General features: G+C 46.9%; 22 protein-coding genes. 18 read left to right on the forward strand and 4 right to left on the reverse strand.

The window, feature by feature from the left end:
- Nucleotides 1-7 precede the first annotated feature (7 nt).
- The 9 genes from erpA (at nt 8) to EL268_RS05575 (ending at nt 6,862) form a co-directional block, all read left to right on the forward strand.
- On the forward strand, nt 8-367 hold the full coding sequence (gene erpA / locus EL268_RS05530) for an iron-sulfur cluster insertion protein ErpA (protein ID WP_007716763.1): 360 nt from the start codon (nt 8-10) through the stop codon (nt 365-367).
- A 142-nt stretch (nt 368-509) separates the two neighbouring features.
- Nucleotides 510-746, forward strand: a complete 237-nt coding sequence (locus tag EL268_RS33905) for a DUF5050 domain-containing protein (RefSeq protein WP_407921049.1) — start codon at nt 510-512, stop codon at nt 744-746.
- Nucleotides 747-843: 97 nt separating this feature from the next.
- A complete protein-coding gene (locus EL268_RS05540; RefSeq protein WP_106653598.1) occupies nt 844-1,428 on the forward strand; it encodes an RNA polymerase sigma factor in 585 nt (194 codons plus the stop codon).
- A 100-nt stretch (nt 1,429-1,528) separates the two neighbouring features.
- On the forward strand, nt 1,529-2,317 hold the full coding sequence (locus tag EL268_RS05545) for a hypothetical protein (RefSeq protein WP_232030272.1): 789 nt from the start codon (nt 1,529-1,531) through the stop codon (nt 2,315-2,317).
- Between the two features lie 109 nt (nt 2,318-2,426).
- A complete protein-coding gene (locus tag EL268_RS05550; protein WP_232030274.1) occupies nt 2,427-3,917 on the forward strand; it encodes a DUF4153 domain-containing protein in 1,491 nt (496 codons plus the stop codon).
- Between the two features lie 457 nt (nt 3,918-4,374).
- Nucleotides 4,375-5,169 carry a metallophosphoesterase gene (locus EL268_RS05560; RefSeq protein WP_106653601.1) on the forward strand — a complete coding sequence of 265 codons (795 nt, stop codon included), beginning with the start codon at nt 4,375-4,377 and terminating at the stop codon, nt 5,167-5,169.
- Nucleotides 5,170-5,288: 119 nt separating this feature from the next.
- Nucleotides 5,289-5,672 (forward strand): cupredoxin domain-containing protein, encoded by a 384-nt coding sequence (locus EL268_RS05565; RefSeq protein WP_106653602.1) that lies wholly within the window; start codon nt 5,289-5,291, stop codon nt 5,670-5,672.
- A 167-nt stretch (nt 5,673-5,839) separates the two neighbouring features.
- Nucleotides 5,840-6,199, forward strand: coding sequence for a hypothetical protein (locus EL268_RS05570; protein ID WP_088909219.1), 360 nt, complete (start codon nt 5,840-5,842; stop codon nt 6,197-6,199).
- Nucleotides 6,200-6,241: 42 nt separating this feature from the next.
- The gene (locus tag EL268_RS05575; RefSeq protein WP_106653603.1) at nt 6,242-6,862 is read left to right on the forward strand and encodes a hypothetical protein; all 621 of its coding nucleotides are present in this window, start codon (nt 6,242-6,244) and stop codon (nt 6,860-6,862) included.
- Between the two features lie 30 nt (nt 6,863-6,892).
- On the opposite strand, the gene EL268_RS05580 is transcribed toward EL268_RS05575, so the two are convergent.
- Both EL268_RS05580 and EL268_RS05585 read right to left on the reverse strand, forming a co-directional pair.
- A complete protein-coding gene (locus EL268_RS05580) occupies nt 6,893-7,183 on the reverse strand; it encodes a hypothetical protein (protein WP_106653604.1) in 291 nt (96 codons plus the stop codon).
- 112 nt (nt 7,184-7,295) lie between these two features.
- Nucleotides 7,296-8,306 (reverse strand): NAD(P)/FAD-dependent oxidoreductase, encoded by a 1,011-nt coding sequence (locus EL268_RS05585; RefSeq protein ID WP_106653605.1) that lies wholly within the window; start codon nt 8,304-8,306, stop codon nt 7,296-7,298.
- 349 nt (nt 8,307-8,655) lie between these two features.
- Between EL268_RS05585 and EL268_RS05590 the strand changes: the two genes are divergently transcribed.
- From EL268_RS05590 to EL268_RS05610, 6 genes are all read left to right on the forward strand, one after another.
- Nucleotides 8,656-9,846: an NAD(P)/FAD-dependent oxidoreductase gene (locus EL268_RS05590; RefSeq protein ID WP_106653606.1), complete on the forward strand. Its 1,191-nt coding sequence runs from the start codon at nt 8,656-8,658 to the stop codon at nt 9,844-9,846.
- 4 nt (nt 9,847-9,850) lie between these two features.
- A complete protein-coding gene (locus tag EL268_RS05595) occupies nt 9,851-10,102 on the forward strand; it encodes a hypothetical protein (protein ID WP_007716742.1) in 252 nt (83 codons plus the stop codon).
- A 65-nt stretch (nt 10,103-10,167) separates the two neighbouring features.
- On the forward strand, nt 10,168-10,644 hold the full coding sequence (locus tag EL268_RS05600) for an NUDIX domain-containing protein (RefSeq protein WP_106653607.1): 477 nt from the start codon (nt 10,168-10,170) through the stop codon (nt 10,642-10,644).
- Between the two features lie 181 nt (nt 10,645-10,825).
- Nucleotides 10,826-10,969: a YuiA family protein gene (locus EL268_RS32660; protein WP_173616474.1), complete on the forward strand. Its 144-nt coding sequence runs from the start codon at nt 10,826-10,828 to the stop codon at nt 10,967-10,969.
- 212 nt (nt 10,970-11,181) lie between these two features.
- Complete coding sequence (locus EL268_RS05605) at nt 11,182-11,442, forward strand: YuiB family protein (protein ID WP_106653608.1); 261 nt, start codon at nt 11,182-11,184, stop codon at nt 11,440-11,442.
- A 160-nt stretch (nt 11,443-11,602) separates the two neighbouring features.
- Nucleotides 11,603-12,238: a 3D domain-containing protein gene (locus tag EL268_RS05610; RefSeq protein WP_106653609.1), complete on the forward strand. Its 636-nt coding sequence runs from the start codon at nt 11,603-11,605 to the stop codon at nt 12,236-12,238.
- Between the two features lie 98 nt (nt 12,239-12,336).
- Here the strand turns inward: EL268_RS05610 and EL268_RS05615 are convergent, their stop codons facing one another.
- Entirely contained in the window at nt 12,337-13,107 is a 771-nt protein-coding gene (locus EL268_RS05615) for a cobalamin-binding protein (RefSeq protein ID WP_106653610.1), read from the reverse strand.
- A gap of 12 nt (nt 13,108-13,119) precedes the next feature.
- On the reverse strand, nt 13,120-13,596 hold the full coding sequence (locus EL268_RS05620) for a divergent PAP2 family protein (protein ID WP_106653611.1): 477 nt from the start codon (nt 13,594-13,596) through the stop codon (nt 13,120-13,122).
- Between the two features lie 153 nt (nt 13,597-13,749).
- On the opposite strand from EL268_RS05620, the gene EL268_RS05625 reads away from it, so the two are divergent.
- From EL268_RS05625 to EL268_RS05635, 3 genes are read left to right on the forward strand one after another with little or no spacing between them, the layout of a single operon-like run.
- Nucleotides 13,750-14,124, forward strand: a complete 375-nt coding sequence (locus EL268_RS05625) for a DUF309 domain-containing protein (protein ID WP_017251328.1) — start codon at nt 13,750-13,752, stop codon at nt 14,122-14,124.
- 49 nt (nt 14,125-14,173) lie between these two features.
- Nucleotides 14,174-15,670: a leucyl aminopeptidase gene (locus EL268_RS05630; protein WP_106653612.1), complete on the forward strand. Its 1,497-nt coding sequence runs from the start codon at nt 14,174-14,176 to the stop codon at nt 15,668-15,670.
- 47 nt (nt 15,671-15,717) lie between these two features.
- Complete coding sequence (locus EL268_RS05635; protein WP_106653613.1) at nt 15,718-16,149, forward strand: CoA-binding protein; 432 nt, start codon at nt 15,718-15,720, stop codon at nt 16,147-16,149.
- The last annotated feature ends 25 nt before the right edge of the window (nt 16,150-16,174 follow it).

Raw genomic sequence — 16,174 nt, forward strand, 5'->3', positions numbered from 1 at the left:
AAGAAGCATGATTACATTGACAGAGCGCGCCAGTCTGAAAGTAAAAGAAATGCTGGCAGCAGAAGGCAAGCCCGATGTGTTTTTGCGGGTAGGTGTCAGAACAGGTGGTTGCAGCGGCTTTACCTACGGGATGGGCTGGGACGAAGAGATGAAGGAAGGCGACGAGACCTTCGAGCAAAACGGTGTGAAAATTGTTGTCGATAAGGACAGCTATCCATACATTAAAGGTACAGAGATCGATTTCAAGGAATCGATGATGGGCGGAGGCTTCTCCATCGAGAATCCCAATGCAGTCGCTTCTTGCGGCTGTGGATCTTCCTTTAAGACGGCACTCGCTGAAGGCAAAGCGGAGAAGTGTGACGACTAAGACGAATAAAACGAATATGATGGAACCCCTTCGACTTGTGTGTATGATTGCCCACGAGTTGAAGGGGTATTTTGTTGTGCGAAATGAAAGGAATTTACAAAATATGGGCCGACATTTATAGTTAGGAATCATTGGAAGTGAAATAAAAAGAGAGAGGCAGGACTGTTATGGTAAAGAAATACAAACGGTCGATGTCGTAGGTGACAACATTTTCTATCTGGACAGCGACAAAGCTTTATACCGGACACAGCTCGCTTCAGATAAAACAGAGAAAATCCTGGACTCGAAGAGTGATACGATTGTAGAGATAAACGTACCCGCACAGTTCATTCTCTATGCCAAAACGAACAATGAGCTTTACAAGGTTCAGTGGAAATAACAAAAGGAATCCATACTTCGGTATGGATTTTTTTGCGGCAACCTGTCACAAAATGACTCCTTTGTTTGTTATACGTGCGAATCGGAGGTGAGAGGGCTTGGATCATAACGAAATGGAGCAAGTGCTAAAGGAGGTCAGAGCGGGGGATATCGACCAATTTGGTTTGATCATCGATGCGATGCAAAAGCCGTTGTTCGTATACTGCTACCACATGCTGGGGCATCGACAGGAAGCGGAGGATGCTGTCCAGGAGGTTTTCTTGAAAGCATTCGAGCAGTTGGATAGCTATCGTCACACCGTTTCTTTTTCGGCATGGATGTATAAGATCGCGTATCATCATTGCCTGAATCTGTTGAACAGGGCGAAGCTGAATCGGGTGGTCACTTTTTTGCGAGCGGGGATTCAGACCTTCAGTCGCCATGAGGGAGAAAAGAAGATTGAAGATACCGAGTACTTGAACAACCCTCTTCATGTAGCGATATCAAAGCTATCCGTAAAGGAGCGTAATCTCCTGATCTTGCGTGTGGTGGAAGAACGCAGCTACGACGAGCTGGCCTTGTTGTTTGATACGAAGCCAGCTACGCTGCGAAAACAGTATGAGCGAGCATTGAAAAAATGTAAATCTTACATGCTCGTGAGTGAAGGCGGTGATAGACATGACTCGATCTCAGCAACCCGATGATTGGAAACAGCAGTTACTAGCAGCCGCCGATGATTTCGATGTCAAGAATCAGGTCCTTCAAAAAATCAGGGAACGAAAAAATATGTCGGAGGGAAAACAGATGAAAAAAAGGTTGGGATTACTTGTCGCGGCTATTCTTGTGTTTGGAGGAACATCCGCTTATGCAGCCATGAAGGTATACGAATTGAAGAATGAGAAAGGGGAAGCAGTTGTAAAAGTACAGCAGACTGAAATGCCACAACCGCAAAGTAGTGCGGAAATAAAAACCTTTGAAGATGCAAGAAATTCGCTAAAGCCAGGAGAAGGCGCAGCAATCTATATGCCTGGACCGGACAATCCGGATAAACTTGTCTCCTTTACCTATAATCCTGTTATTCATGAATCCACACCACCGCTTCAGAAAGAAGTGGGGAGCTTTTATGAGGTACCAAATGAGCTCACGGGTGGCTACAAATTTGTAAAAGGGCATGTAAACTATACATTTGATTATAGCCAACCAGAGTTATTCGAAGAAATGTACAAGGAGGCAGAGAAAGAGAAGAAGCAAATCGTTGTGCGAAAAGTATCTCCTAAGCCAAATTTTGATAGAGTATATACGTTGTACAAAGGGAGTGAAGGGGCAGAGACGGAAGGGGACGTCTACATTGCCATCACGAACTTTGAAGGTATGAAATGGATCGAGGAAGATGCAGGACAGGATGGAATCGTAGAAAAAGTAAAAGTGCAAAAATACGAGGGAATGTATGTGGCCAAGAAGTTATTGGACGGAAAAGAAGAAAAAAAGGTACAGGTTTATCAAGAGGACAAGAATAGACTCATCGAAGTGGTTGCCATGAATCCTGCTCTGACGAAAAAAGATTTACTGATGATTACCGAAAATTTAAAGTAGATACACCTAATCAAAAATGTAACATTTACCCATATATGTACGTAATTACAAGAGCAGCTCCTTATTGGAGTCTGCTCTTAACTTTTTAGGGCAAAAGCATGAGTAAGGAGTGAAGAGATTGGCTGATGTTGCGCAAGAACAAAAAGGCTTACAGTGGCTATTACTGGGGGCATTTGGGATCGGCTTACTGTTTGACTTGATGTTTTACGGGAAAGGATTGGGCATCTCCTATCTGTTGTTCGTAATCGGCTTGTACGGTCTTTTTATTTGGCAGGCTAGGCAACGCATTCATTTGCGCTTTTCTCGAAAGCAAGTATTCGACTGGATATGGACGCTTCCGATTTTGCTATTGGCCTTTACCTTTTTTCTATTTTCCAACCCGCATTTTCATCTGTTCAACCTGTTACTAATTCCATTATTATTCGTGATCCAAACGATCCTGATCACCAAGCGTCATCAAGCGAAATGGTACGAAGCAGGCTTTTTCATGGAGATGATGGAGACATTGCTCCTTTACACCCCGAAGTATACGCGCCTGCCATTTAGGCTGACAAAGGAACGGATTAAGGACAGGTTGGACCAGGAGAAGTATGGGGTGATGAAGAAGGTTTTCATCGGAATCGGCATCTCGGTGCCTCTTCTAGTGATTGTACTCTCCTTGCTCTCGAATGCGGATAGTGTGTTTGGCCATTTTCTGGGTCAAATACCGCGAAGGGTGATTGATGTCGATTCCCTTGAAGCAATCTTCCGAATGATGCTAATCGGGCTCATTACGATCCTTGTGTTTTCTTACATGTATTCTCTTTTCGGGAAACGAGAAGAAGCAGCGGAATTGCCTGTGCCCGAAGATGACAAGAAGATCGTCTGGGACGGGGTAATCCTTGTAACGATTTTGGCGATCATCAACATCGTGTACACAGCATTTACATATATTCAAATATCGTATTTGTTCAGCGGGACGAAGCGGATTTTACCAGATGAATTGACGTACGCCGAATATGCTAGAAATGGCTTCAATGAGCTGGTGACGGTCACTGTTATTAATTTCTTGATTCTCCTATGCACGATGCACTTTGCATCACGGGCAAAACCAATGCTCTACCGGATTATTCAAGTTTTGCTGAGTATGCTGACGATTTGTACGGGTTTCATGCTCGTGTCCGCCTATTTTCGCCTCTCGCTGTATGAGGATGCTTACGGGTATACGCATACGAGGCTGTTAGCTCACGCTTTCATGATATTCCTGTTTGTGTTGTTTATCATTGCTCTTTTGAAAATTTGGCGAGATGGTTTCTCTTTGATCAAGTATTATGCGATTGTGACACTAGTGAGTTACGTCTTTCTGAACTACATCAATATGGACGTCATCATTGCCAAAAACAATATACAGCGCTACCATTCGACCGGAAACATCGACATCGAGTATTTGAGCGAGCTGTCTTATGACGCGATACCAGTGGTTATGGAGCTTATACGGGACAAAAAGGTAGAAGATAAGTATATGGAGTTGCTGCAAGAGCGGAAAGAGATTTTGTATGAGGACGATAGCTGGCAGTCTTTTAATCTCTCGGAGTATCGGGCAAAAGCTTATTTTCCATGAAAATAGTAAGGGCGGAGACGAGGTAATCTATCGTCTCCGTTTTGGTTGGAGCAAAAAGAGATAGAACAAGATTCCTCCTGCTATGATGATGACAATCCCTGTGGAAAAATAATCATTCCAATCGGGATTTGCTGAACGGACAGGCACTGTACCAGACCCAATGCTTGCAAGTCTTCCCCTGCGTCTGCTTTTAGGGCTGTTCGTGTACAGATGTTGGTTTCTAGCTCATTTAGCTCCCAGCACCTTGCCTGTAAATACAGCAGCAGACAGATCCTTTGCTGTTAAAGGGTCAGGAGGTCTGGCACAACTACAGGCCGACGCAGGAAAAGGCAGGATGAGAAAGGTAAAAAGAATGACTAACGAGAAAAATGTAAGATTACCTTGAGCGTTCCTTAAAATCATCACTGATCCACTCCTCTAAACCATAAGACGGGGAAAAGGGAGGATTGTTCCGAAAATGATGACATCAATTATTTTAAGTATCCTGGTGGGAATAATCTTTCTCGCCTACCATACAACTTATGTCAAAACAACGACAGTGAAGCTGACGATCCCTTCTGTACCCCCACTTACATTGGTTCATCTTTCCGATCCTCATGGACGAAAACGGTATTGGAATGGAGAGCTGCACAAACTGGTGAATGTTCACGATCCGGATTTGGTGATGGTGACGGGAGATTTGACACAGCACAGCGGGCAGTTGACGCGTGTGTTGAATGAGCTTGCGAAAATAAAGAGCGAGGATGGGATATTCTTCGTTCCAGGTAATTACGAGAGAGAAGCAGGAAGATTTCACAAAAAGGTCTATTCCGATGCGGTCTACCGTTCCCAAAAAAAGGCCTGGCAACAGGTGATGACAGTGTTGGAAAACGAGAGTACCGTGATAAAAAAGGACGCCAGTCGCATTTGGATATACGGCTTCGATAATTCGATATACGGCAATGAACGGCGTCCGGAACAAGAGATCCAGCAGGCGGGCTTGACCATCTTTTTAGCTCACTCTCCTAGCATTATCTCGTTGATTCACAACGAGGGTTTGAAAGCTGACCTTCTCTTGACCGGACATACCCACGGTGGACAAGTTCGCTTGTTCAATCGGACGGTTGGTGCCTACAAGCATTTTCATGTAGGGCAAAAAGAGGATCACTCGGTTGGCATATTTGGCATCAGTCGCGGACTAGGTACTTCCAGACTGCCAATCCGGTTGAATTGCTTTCCAGAGATCACGGTATATGCGATCAATCAATCATGAACGCTCATGTTCAATAATCGTTCTCTAATTCGTCACTGTTCGTTCACAGCATGCCAGATTTTGGATTGATTTCATCGAGTAAGATGGAAGTGTAGAAAAAGAAGAAAGAAGGGGTCATTGTGAACAAGAAGTGGGGTCTATTGGTTTCTTCAGTTGCATTGTCTGCAATGTTGATTACAGCATGCGGCGGAGACAAGGATCAAGCTGCTAGCACGGATGCAGCGGCTCCGGCAGCGACTACTGGCACACAAGTGAATATAGAAGCTAGCAACTGGAAATTCAATCAAGAAACCTATGAAGTAAAAGCTGGCGAAGAATTCACGATCAACTTCAAGTCGACAGAAGGCTATCACGGAATTGGCATCCAAGGACTGGATGTAGACCTCCAAAAAGATGGCAGCAAAACGATGAAAATCGATACAGCTGGCGAGTACACCATCTTTTGCAACGTGATTTGTGGACCAGATCATGCCAAAATGGTAGCAAAATTAGTCGTGAAATAATTCGATTCAAAGAAGATCGATCGTAACATACAGGTGAGAAGTCACCAAGCATAAGTCCTCCCATGATGGAGGGCTTTTTTGCTTGTTATATACATGTTTTCGCGATTTTTGCACATGGTAAGGAGGAAAAGTTTTCAAGTCGGTGATGCGATCCAAAAAGGAGATGAGTGACACTGGATAAGAAACACTACTACGTGACCTTGCAAGCAGGAACGACAGTGGCAGAAATCCGCGATGAAAAAGGTTCGGCCACGTACGATTTTGAGATCGAAGCGACCGATGTCCAAGTAGGCATGATGCGAGATTTGTTCAATAACTGTGTCCATGGGGATTTCATGATGTGGATGCATGGACATACGCTATGGTCTGACATGCCGGATCGGGACAACGACGAATACGATGACAACCTGCGAGCCATCTACCAGCTTATTTATCAGTATGGCACCGAAAAGACGAAAAGCGATCTGGAGCAAATGGGTCTCGTAAAGCTATTGGGGCTGGATAAAGAAGAGCTGCGTCCTTTTTAACGGATCAATCATAAACGATTTCTACCAGAAGGAGTGAATAGTATGAAGATGTGGAAGCAAGGAATGATGACAACAGCGCTGGTAATGGGGCTCGCCATGCCAGGTGTCGCGTTGGCCCAAGATGTATCTGCAACAGTTGCCCAGGTGATCATGCCGACTCACAGCCATGATGAGCATGGAGAGAAGCTCGTGAAGGTGCGGCATAGCTCAAACAGAGGCGTTCATCAAAAAATGTACATGCTCTTGCTAGCGGAAAAATATGCACCGGATAGCATAGAGAAATGGCAAGCAGCGTTTAAAGAACGCGATCGTTTAATGAGTGAGTTCGAAGCGCTGAGTGACGACCCGAAGTGGCAGGCGAAGCGGGAAGAACGAAAGCAACTGATCAACAAGCTGAATGAACAAGTTAAAAAGGGCCAAATAACCAACGAACAGATGGAAAAGCAGCTCAAGGAATGGAAAGACAAAAACATGGGGCCAAAAGAAGATCGTGACGTCCGAAAAGCTCGGATCGAGCAAATGAAAAAAACACACGAAGCTTTTGACTCTGCGATTGAATCTGGCGATACTGCCAAGATTAAGGAGTCACTCCAACAAATGCTGGAACAAATGCAAGCAAACAATTCTCGCATGGCGGAAAAGCTGGCTATGAAGAAAAAATAACGCTTCGAACAAAAAAAGGACGTGACCGAATTACTGGTACGCGTCCTTTTCCATATCGGTTACAAGCATAGCAGGGGTCCATTCATCCAGAAAGACCCTCTCTTCGGTTTGGCAGGAGGGACACCAGCCTGTATGGATGCATTGGTGGCGCGTACGATCCATGTAACCATTGTCCATCTTGGAATCGTCTATCTCCCGGTAAGGACTGTAGTCGCCATAAAAGTCATATAGACGGCCTGCGTCTTGCAGAGCTTGACCGCACGTTGTACACGCTTGTTGGAGGGCAGTAAAGCCATTGCAAACTGGACAGAGATGAATCAAAGCGTATCGCCTCCTCGCTCCTCCTACTTTGCGCGCGAACAAAAGCGGTTATGCAAAGGAATAAAAAATCCCTGTCGCAGCCATAGGAGGCAACAACAGGGACGAAACATTTTTACGATTTGAAGTTGTCCATGCTGGAAGAATGACCAGGCTGCAATTTGGCATCCGGATTAAAGTAGGAAACCGCGTTGTTTACAGCGGTAGGGGCCTCACCAAATCCGACAGCGATCAGCTTGACCTTACCGGGGTAGGTTGCGATATCGCCTGCTGCGAAAATGCCTGGAATGTTTGATTCCATGCGGGTATCGACCACGATGGAGCCTTTTTCGAGCTCCAGCCCCCAGTTCTTGATCGGACCGAGAGAGGAGATGAAGCCGAAGTTGACAATGACTGCATCGACTTCCAGATCGATTTCTTCTTTTGTCGTGCAATGTGATAGCGTGAGTTTTTCGATGCGTTCCTCGCCGTGCAAAGCTGCAATTTCGTAAGGTGTCGTGACGTTTACTTTGGAGGACATGAGCATTTCTACGCTGTGTTCATGTGCGCGGAACTTATCTCTGCGATGGATGAGGTGTACTTCTTTTGCGATAGGTTCTAGCATGAGGGACCAGTCCAGAGCGGAATCACCGCCGCCAATAACAGCTACGCGCTGTCCCTTGAAGGAGTTCAGATCGGTAACAAAATAGTGCAGATTGGATTTTTCATATTTGACGGCATCTGGATGTTCCAGCCTGCGAGGTTCGAACGCTCCTACCCCAGCAGTGATGATTACGGATTTGGAGTAGTGAGTGCCTTTGTCCGTTGTGATTTCAAACACATCGTCTACTTTTTTTACGACATTTTCCACTTTCTCTTCCAGGCAAACGGTTTGCTGAAAGCGTGAAATCTGATCTTTCAGATTATTGATCAAATCTTGTGCTAAAACCTTTGGAAATCCGGCTACATCATATATGTACTTCTCCGGATAAAGAGCGGATAACTGCCCGCCTAGCTGGGGCATGCTCTCAATGATTTTTACACTGGCCTGCCTCATCCCGCCGTAAAAAGCGGTAAATAACCCGGCAGGGCCTCCACCAATGATCGTAATGTCGTAGATTTGCTCGTCCTTTTGCAGAAAATTCAATCCAAAGCACCTCCGAATTAATCGTAAGCGAACTCCTCAACCATTATAACCCATACAAGCGGAAAAACAGGAGAGAAAATTCGAAAGATGATAGGCAAAAAAACCTTGCAAATCCAATCGGTAGCCGATAAGATGAGGATGACTGTAAAGAAATTGTCACATTTTTCTTTGTCTGACTTTGTGCATTTTTTCACAGAGTGGTTCGGATGGCATCACAGGGCAATAATTCCGATACTACACGGATCATGAAATGGGGCATCTTAATTTGTACCAGACCACGTGAAAAATCGCACAATCTTCCTTGCGTTACCATGAATAATGACATCATATATGATTGGAAGGGATACTGATGGGTACACCCAAAATCCTGATTCTTGGCGCTGGATACGGTGGTTTGCTCACAACGTTGCAGCTTCAGAAAAAGCTCAACTACAATGAGGCAGAAATCACCTTGGTCAACAAGCACAACTATCACTACATCACGACCTGGCTGCATGAGCCGGCTGCAGGTACAGCACCAGCGGATCACGCCCGCGTTAGTCTGGATGGCATTTTGAACAAGGACAAAGTCAACTTTGTCAAAGGAACGGTGCAAGCCATTCAGCCAGAGGAGCAGACCGTCACGCTCGAAAGTGGCGAGGTGCTGTCGTATGACTATCTCGTCATTGGATTGGGCAGCGAGCCAGAAACGTTCGGAATTGAGGGACTCAAGGAGCATGCCTTTAGCATTCGCAGCATCAATGCGGTCCGCAATATTCGTGAGCACATTGAGTACATGTTCTCCAAATTTAAAAATGAGCCGGATCGTACGGACTACCTCACATTTGTTGTGGGTGGAGCTGGCTTTACAGGCATTGAGTTTTGTGGAGAGCTCGGCGATCGTCTGCCAGAGCTGTGCCGAGAATTTGATGTCGATCCAGAGCTGGTGAAAGTCTACTGCATTGAGGCAGCACCAACTGCATTGCCTGGCTTTGATCCTGAACTGATCCAATATGCAATCGATGTATTGGAGAGAAAAGGCATCGAGTTCAAGATTGGAACACCGATCAAGCAGTGCACCCCGGATGGCGTGCTGTTGGCTACCGGGGAAGAAATCAAATCGAAGACGGTTATCTGGGCAGCAGGTGTCCGCGGCAACAGCATCGTGGAAAAAGCAGGCTTCGAAGTCATGCGCGGTCGGGTCAAGGTAGATGAATACTTGCGCGCGCCTGGTCATGAGAATGTTTTTGTCGTAGGAGATTGTGCCTTGATTTTCAACGAAGAAGGGCGTCCGTACCCGCCAACTGCGCAAATCGCAGTACAGGAAGGCGAGACGCTGGGGGAGAATCTGGCTGCCTTAATCCGTGGCGATCTGCCTCAAAAATTCATCCCGCATCTGCAAGGAACACTGGCCTCTCTTGGAAAAGGCGAGGGGATCGGGCAAGTTGGTTCGAAAAAGCTGTTCGGCAGCACAGCAGCCATGATGAAAAAAGCGAGCGACCTGCGCTACTTGTACAAAATTGGCGGCGTCGGTCTCGCCTTGAAGAAAGTAAAGTTGTAAAACGATGCGTCACGCGAGCATTCAAGTCCGGGGGCTCATGGTCCGCGAAGAGATGGATCGGTACAACGCTATGATGGAAGTGGGCCTTTACCTGGAGGAACAGGGGCGACACGATTTGGCATGGCATGTACAGCGTGAAGTAGATATTCTCATCCTGCCTGCCATCGAACGGCTCAAAGAAAAGGGCCGCGAAAGGGATCGGGAAAATCTGCGATACATGATTGATAATGGGCTCCTGGATGACGAGGATGATTGATAGGTACCCCCGGCGAAGAAGAGCCGGGGGTTTCGTTTAGCTAGGACATGGAAGGAGCGAGCTGGATGCGCGAAGGGAAGGTTTGGCTAGGCGCCTGCGGGATCGTCATTCGCGGGCAAGAAGCATTGGTTGTCAAAAAAACGTACAGCGGATTAAAAGGGCAATGGTCGTTTCCTGCGGGATTCGTGCAGGAGGGTGAGACTGTAGATGAAGCAGCAGTGCGTGAGGTACTGGAAGAAACGGGTGTCGAGGCAGTCGTACGACAAGTAGCGGGAATCCGTTCAGGAGTCATCCGAGAGTCCATTAGCGACAATATGGTCGTTTTTTGGATGGATTACATAGGGGGAGAACCGCGTCCACAGGAAGGTGAGATCGCGGAGGCGAGATTTATGCCGATACAAGAGTTGCTTCATGACCCGTTGTCTTCGACATATTTGAAAATCATATTGCCGGACTATATCAGGCGGGAGCAGGGAATGACAGGTCAATCGTTTGATATCGACCCCGTTTTTCAATACACTTCCTATAAAATCTTTAAGTAATCCTGCGAATAAGCTAGATAAACTGCAATGTCTCCGCTTACATTGCGGTTTTTTTATTGATTTTTCGCGATGAAATACATTGTGAACCAAGGGAAGTTTCTGATATAGTTAGATACATCAAAATAATCTGAAAATACATGCAATTAATTCTCGCGCATGTATGCCGAAAGGGGAGCTCAACATGAGACAAAAACAAGAACAGTGCCCGTACTGCCATGGCCAAGGGTATTTCCAACTGCTCCTGGGGGGCTCGGAGAATTGCCCTAACTGTGATGGAGCAGGTACACAGGAAGCTCAGAAGGAAGCTGTTTCTTCTCATCAATAATGATTAGGGAACCTCGCATAGAAAACCGTCGAAGCGAATGCATCGGCGGTTTTTTCTGTCAGGCATGCATGCATACACATACAATAGGCTTCTCTTATTGACCGATCCCTCGCCTTTTTGCTACACTTAATACCGAAAATAGCCCGTCTTTCCTGTATTTGCATAAAGAAGTGGCAAAAGGTGGACAAGGTGGCAGGAGGTCTTTTTCGTCGATGAACTTGATGCAATTTATGGTATCCATTGTTCTGTTCTCCGTGCTAGGGTTTGGCATTGGGTTTATTTTAAACATGATTTTGAAAACGACATGGTTTCCTGTTGTGATCGGCGTCGGTGTAGTTGTAGGTGCACTTGTCTATCAACAAATCGTTCCGGGAATTTGGGATGCGCTCATTCTGGGCTGCGGCATGGCAGGTACAGTAGCGAGTGGCTGGACCATTCAAACGCTTCGCAAAAAAGGATATCGGATGTTTTAACAACAAGTACAAGCAGGCCTTTGTTTCAGGCCTGTTTTTCTTTTGGCATTTTATTGGAAAAACGTGCAACTGACTGAATATTTCTGTAATCAACCAAAATTTGTGTATACTTTCCTCCTCGTCGGGACATGACTAGAAACGAGAGGAGGTTTAACAAGAAATGAATGGGAAGCAGTTCGTAAGTATCGTCGCGCTGTTCATCCTGGTCTTGACGGCCTTCGCAAGCGATGGATACAGCTATAATGTTGTGGGAGACCACGGTGTCTCATCCACTTTTGGAATCAAGGAAACGAAAGAGGGGCAACATGTCGTCAAAAAACGGACGGTATCTGCCAGTTCTCTTACTCAAGTGATTGATAAAGCGGATGTATTTCACGATCAATATCCAAAAGTACGTGTAGTAGCGACAGGCTACTATGCCGGATACGAGTCGACGGGCAAAAATCCATCTCACCCGTCCTATGGCATTACATATTCAGGGGTAAAAGTACGTAGAGACGACTATTCCACGATTGCAGCTGATCTGCGCGTTTTCCCGCTGGGGACTATTTTGTACATTCCCGGTTATGGATATGGCGTCGTAGCTGACAAGGGTGGAGCGATTCGCGGCCATAAGATTGACCTGTATTTCGAGACTAAGCAGGACGTATTCTCGCAATGGGGGAAAAAATCAGTGGACGTGTATATCGTAAAAAAAGGCGAAGGCAAAGTAACGGAAGCTTTTCTGAATAGCTTGAACGAAAAAGGAATCGCAGCGATGGCGGAACCCGTCAGCGGCAAACAACAAACTGAATAGCAACTAACGAAAACGAATGGATGCCACATCGGTGGCATGAAAGAAAAAAAGAAAAAAAGAAAAAACGTTCAAGGCACAGGCTTTGAACGTTTTTTGTGTCATTTTGTATGAATCAAATCAACCAGCTTCTCCAGTCCTTCCAAAATGCGAGGAGAAGGGCGGCAATAGAGGCCTTCTTCCAACAAGTGGACCTGATTGTTTCGAATCGCGGTCATGTTCATCCACTCTGGTCGGCTTGTAATCATGTCAGGCTTGATTCGCTTCAGTTCAATTCCGCACCAGACGATGAAAATATGATCCGGATTGCGTTCCATGACCATTTCCCGCGTGGCCTTGACGTTCGCGACAGGATAGTCTGCAAAAATATTGGTGGCACCCGCAATCTCACTTACATCGGTCAGCCAATTTTCCTGACCAGGTGTGTAGATGGGATTCGGCCACCATTCCCAGTACAGCTTCGGGCGTTGAACGTACTTCGCTGCTTTTTGTCGGATGCTTTCAATGGTTTCGTCAAATTGGACCGCAAGCTGCTCGGCTTGCCTCTGTGTTCCTGTCGCCTCACCGACGAGTCGGATGTCATGAGCAATTTCCCCGATTCGGGAAGGGTTCAGGACGATATGAGGAATGTCTCTGTCGCGCAGAGCTTCTATATTTTTCTCCATGCCAGGAACAGAGAGCGACGCTACGACCAGATCCGGTTGGAGGGCAGCGACCAGGTCCATATCAATTGTTAAATCGGGCCCAACTCGGGGGAGATGCTGCCACTCCAGCGGCCAGTCAGAGTGATCATCCAAACCGACGACATGCTCATGCAAGCCTAAATAATACAGGATTTCGGTATTGCTGGGGCAGATGGAAACAATGCGCATGGGAGCCCTCCTTTAAAAAAACGGATGGAGCAATAACGCAATCATCACGCCTAACCAACCGCCGATCAATACCTCGATGGGTTGATGACCGAGCAGTTCTTTCAGTTTTTTCGCTTTTTCCTGGTTAGGGCGTACTTTTAACGATTTCATTCCTTCTAGCAGGTGGTTGAATTCATCGACCAGCTTATTTAAGACAACGGCTTGCATACCGGCATGGCGGCGGACACCTGCGGCATCAAACATCACGATTACACCGAGAATGGCGGAAATAGCGAACATGTTGCTGCCAAAGCCCTCGCGCAGTCCCACGGCTGTGGATAGTGCTGTCACGGCAGAAGAGTGAGAGCTGGGCATACCGCCTGTACTCATGAGCAGTGACCATTGCCACGTTTTCGTTGCAAAAAAATGGAGGGGAATTTTAACAAATTGGGCGATCCCTATGGCTAGCAGTGCTGCCCATAAGGGGAAGTTTTCAAAAAAATCCGCCACGGAAAATCCATTCCTTTCTACTGTGCGCTTATCTCTAGGATTATTGTAACAGAAGGGCGTTGTCTTAATCCGTGAAGTTTTTGTTTGGATGTAAAGTCACTGCCAATCTGTGTTACCATGAAGACGGAAGGTTCGAAACGGAGGCATGCATCCATGGGGTATCCCGAGCAGTATTTACAGTTCATTGAAAAATTCAATGATGGAGAATACTACGAATGCCACGATCTGTTGGAAGACATCTGGATGGAAGATAAGTCAGACAAGTTTTTGCAAGGATTGCTGCAATTGTCAGTCGGACTGTATCACCAAGAGTACGGCAATATAAAAGGTGCTCGCTGGATGTTAGGCAATGCACGAAAGTATTTGACCCGTTACCAGCCAGTTCATTGGGGACTGGACGTAACAAGAGTTCTTCGTTACATAGATGAATGCGAGAAATTGTTGCCGGAAAAGGATGTCATTTCTTATACAGAGGCAAAAGCCATGACGTTTCCACCCTTGCGCTTATATGTCGACACATCATGTTAAACAAATGTGCCCATATAGTATCCTACCACACAGAAAGAGGGAAGAGTATATGAAAGTAGCAGTAGAAAAACGCATACAGCTTGTGAATATCGCGTGTGATGAACTGATTGTCCCACTATGGAAGGGTGAGGAGATTTCTCAAGTATACCCGGAATTGGACGAAGCTTTTGGAGGCAGTCTGAGTGGCTTGCAGCAGGACAAGGAAATTACGGGTGAGGCGAAGGAAATTACGGTTGTCCACGGAATGAACAGCGTAGCTGCGAAAAAACTGTTGATCGTCGGGATGGGTGAACCAGGCAAATTTGATTTCGTCACAGCCCGAAATGCATGGGGACGTGCAGCCAAAACAGTTGTGGGAAAAGGCAACGGCAAAACAGTGGTTGTTGATTTGCCAACAACAGAGCATCTGAGTGCTGACCGTCTGGCGCAGGCAGTAACGGAAGCCTTTGGACTTGCCGAATATAACTACGAGGGCTACCGTCAAAAGGCAAAGCGTGAGTTTGACCCAATTGCGACGGTGCAAATTTTGTCAGCAGATGCCGATGCTTCGTTGGTACAGGCAGGTGTTGCACGTGGTTCGGCGCTCGTATCCGGGACGAATCTGGCACGCACGCTCGTCAATGAACCAGCTAACTACTTGACTCCACGCGCATTGAAGGATGCGATGGTCGAGGTAGCAGAGCGCTATGGCATGACTGTGGAAGTAATGGAAAAAGCGAAGCTGGAAGAGCTGGGGATGGGCGGAGTACTCTCTGTAGCGAAAGGCAGCGAGCTTGAGCCTTATGTCGTGGTAGTCAAATATCAAGGAAGAGACACGTGGGACGATGTCATCGGCTTGATCGGGAAAGGCGTGACGTTTGATACAGGTGGAATTTCCATCAAGCCAGTAGCTGGCATGGAAGACATGAAGTCGGACATGGGTGGAGCGGCTGCGATGATCGGCGCATTGGAGGCACTGGGGCAAATCAAACCGAAAGTAAACGTACTCGCTGTCGTCGGTACCGTGGAAAACATGCCATCCGGAACAGCATTCCGTCCAGGCGATGTCATCACGACCATGAGCGGCAAAACGGTGGAGATTATTACGACAGACGCAGAAGGTCGCCTCGTCCTGGCTGATTGCATCACCTATGCAAAAGAGCAAGGTGTGTCTTGCCTGGTGGATGCCGCTACCTTGACAGGTGGTATCGTGGTCGCGCTCGGTCATTTCTGCTCCGGTGCGATGACCAACGACAAAGCACTGATGGATGAGCTAATGAATGCAGCAGATGTCGCAGGCGAGCGCTTGTGGCAGCTCCCTACCTTTGAGGAGTATCGCAGCCTGAACAAGAGCCGCTTTGCCGATTTGAAAAACTCGGGTGGACGTTATGGCCACGGCATCATCGGCGGTGTTTTCCTGCAAGAATTCGTTGGCGACACACCTTGGGTACATCTGGACATCGCGGGTACGGCATACACAGCAAGTGCTGGCGACATGCAACCAGCGGGCGGTACCGGAGCAATGACGCGCACGATTGTTGAGTTTGTTTCCAGCCGTAGTGAATAAGAGGTAGTTCCATATCTCATTTCAATATAAAAGAGGAGTGTTTTCACATGGCACAAAATCCAAGCAACGAAGCACGTCGTCAACTGCTGGAGGATGCAAAAACGATCGCAGTAGTGGGTCTGTCCAACAAGCCGGACCGCACCAGCTATATGGTATCGCAAGCTATGCAGAACGTGGGCTACAAGATCATCCCGGTCAATCCTGTCATCGCGGGTGAAACGGTTTTGGGTGAAAAAGTGCTTGCCAGTCTGTCTGAGATCGATCAACCAGTCGACATCGTCGATGTGTTCCGCCGAAGCGAAGACATGATGCCTGTTGCAGAGGATGCATTGAAAATGCAGAACAAGCCAAAAGTGTTCTGGATGCAACAAGGCATTGCCAATGAAGAAGCGGCTAAACTGGTTGCAGATCAAGGCATCGAGGTTGTGCAGGACATGTGCATCAAGGTAGATCACGCCCTTTTGCGGGTTGGAAAATAATCGAGAACACTGATCAGCGAGGGGA

This window comes from Brevibacillus brevis, from assembly GCF_900637055.1.
Lineage (GTDB): Bacteria > Bacillota > Bacilli > Brevibacillales > Brevibacillaceae > Brevibacillus > Brevibacillus brevis.

Bases quoted from the DNA above. Each gene is read 5' to 3' on its own strand.
- EL268_RS05610 (WP_106653609.1), top strand. From the start codon at position 11,603: ATGAATGGGAAGCAGTTCGTAAGTATCGTCGCGCTGTTCATCCTGGTC.
- EL268_RS05595 (WP_007716742.1), top strand. From the start codon at position 9,851: ATGCGTCACGCGAGCATTCAAGTCCGGGGGCTCATGGTCCGCGAAGAG.
- EL268_RS05575 (WP_106653603.1), top strand. From the start codon at position 6,242: ATGAAGATGTGGAAGCAAGGAATGATGACAACAGCGCTGGTAATGGGG.
- EL268_RS32660 (WP_173616474.1), top strand. From the start codon at position 10,826: ATGAGACAAAAACAAGAACAGTGCCCGTACTGCCATGGCCAAGGGTAT.
- EL268_RS05635 (WP_106653613.1), top strand. From the start codon at position 15,718: ATGGCACAAAATCCAAGCAACGAAGCACGTCGTCAACTGCTGGAGGAT.
- EL268_RS05615 (WP_106653610.1), bottom strand. From the start codon at position 13,107: ATGCGCATTGTTTCCATCTGCCCCAGCAATACCGAAATCCTGTATTAT.
- EL268_RS05625 (WP_017251328.1), top strand. From the start codon at position 13,750: ATGGGGTATCCCGAGCAGTATTTACAGTTCATTGAAAAATTCAATGAT.
- EL268_RS05605 (WP_106653608.1), top strand. From the start codon at position 11,182: ATGAACTTGATGCAATTTATGGTATCCATTGTTCTGTTCTCCGTGCTA.
- EL268_RS05590 (WP_106653606.1), top strand. From the start codon at position 8,656: ATGGGTACACCCAAAATCCTGATTCTTGGCGCTGGATACGGTGGTTTG.
- EL268_RS05600 (WP_106653607.1), top strand. From the start codon at position 10,168: ATGCGCGAAGGGAAGGTTTGGCTAGGCGCCTGCGGGATCGTCATTCGC.
- EL268_RS05630 (WP_106653612.1), top strand. From the start codon at position 14,174: ATGAAAGTAGCAGTAGAAAAACGCATACAGCTTGTGAATATCGCGTGT.
- EL268_RS05545 (WP_232030272.1), top strand. From the start codon at position 1,529: ATGAAAAAAAGGTTGGGATTACTTGTCGCGGCTATTCTTGTGTTTGGA.
- erpA (WP_007716763.1), top strand. From the start codon at position 8: ATGATTACATTGACAGAGCGCGCCAGTCTGAAAGTAAAAGAAATGCTG.
- EL268_RS05560 (WP_106653601.1), top strand. From the start codon at position 4,375: ATGATGACATCAATTATTTTAAGTATCCTGGTGGGAATAATCTTTCTC.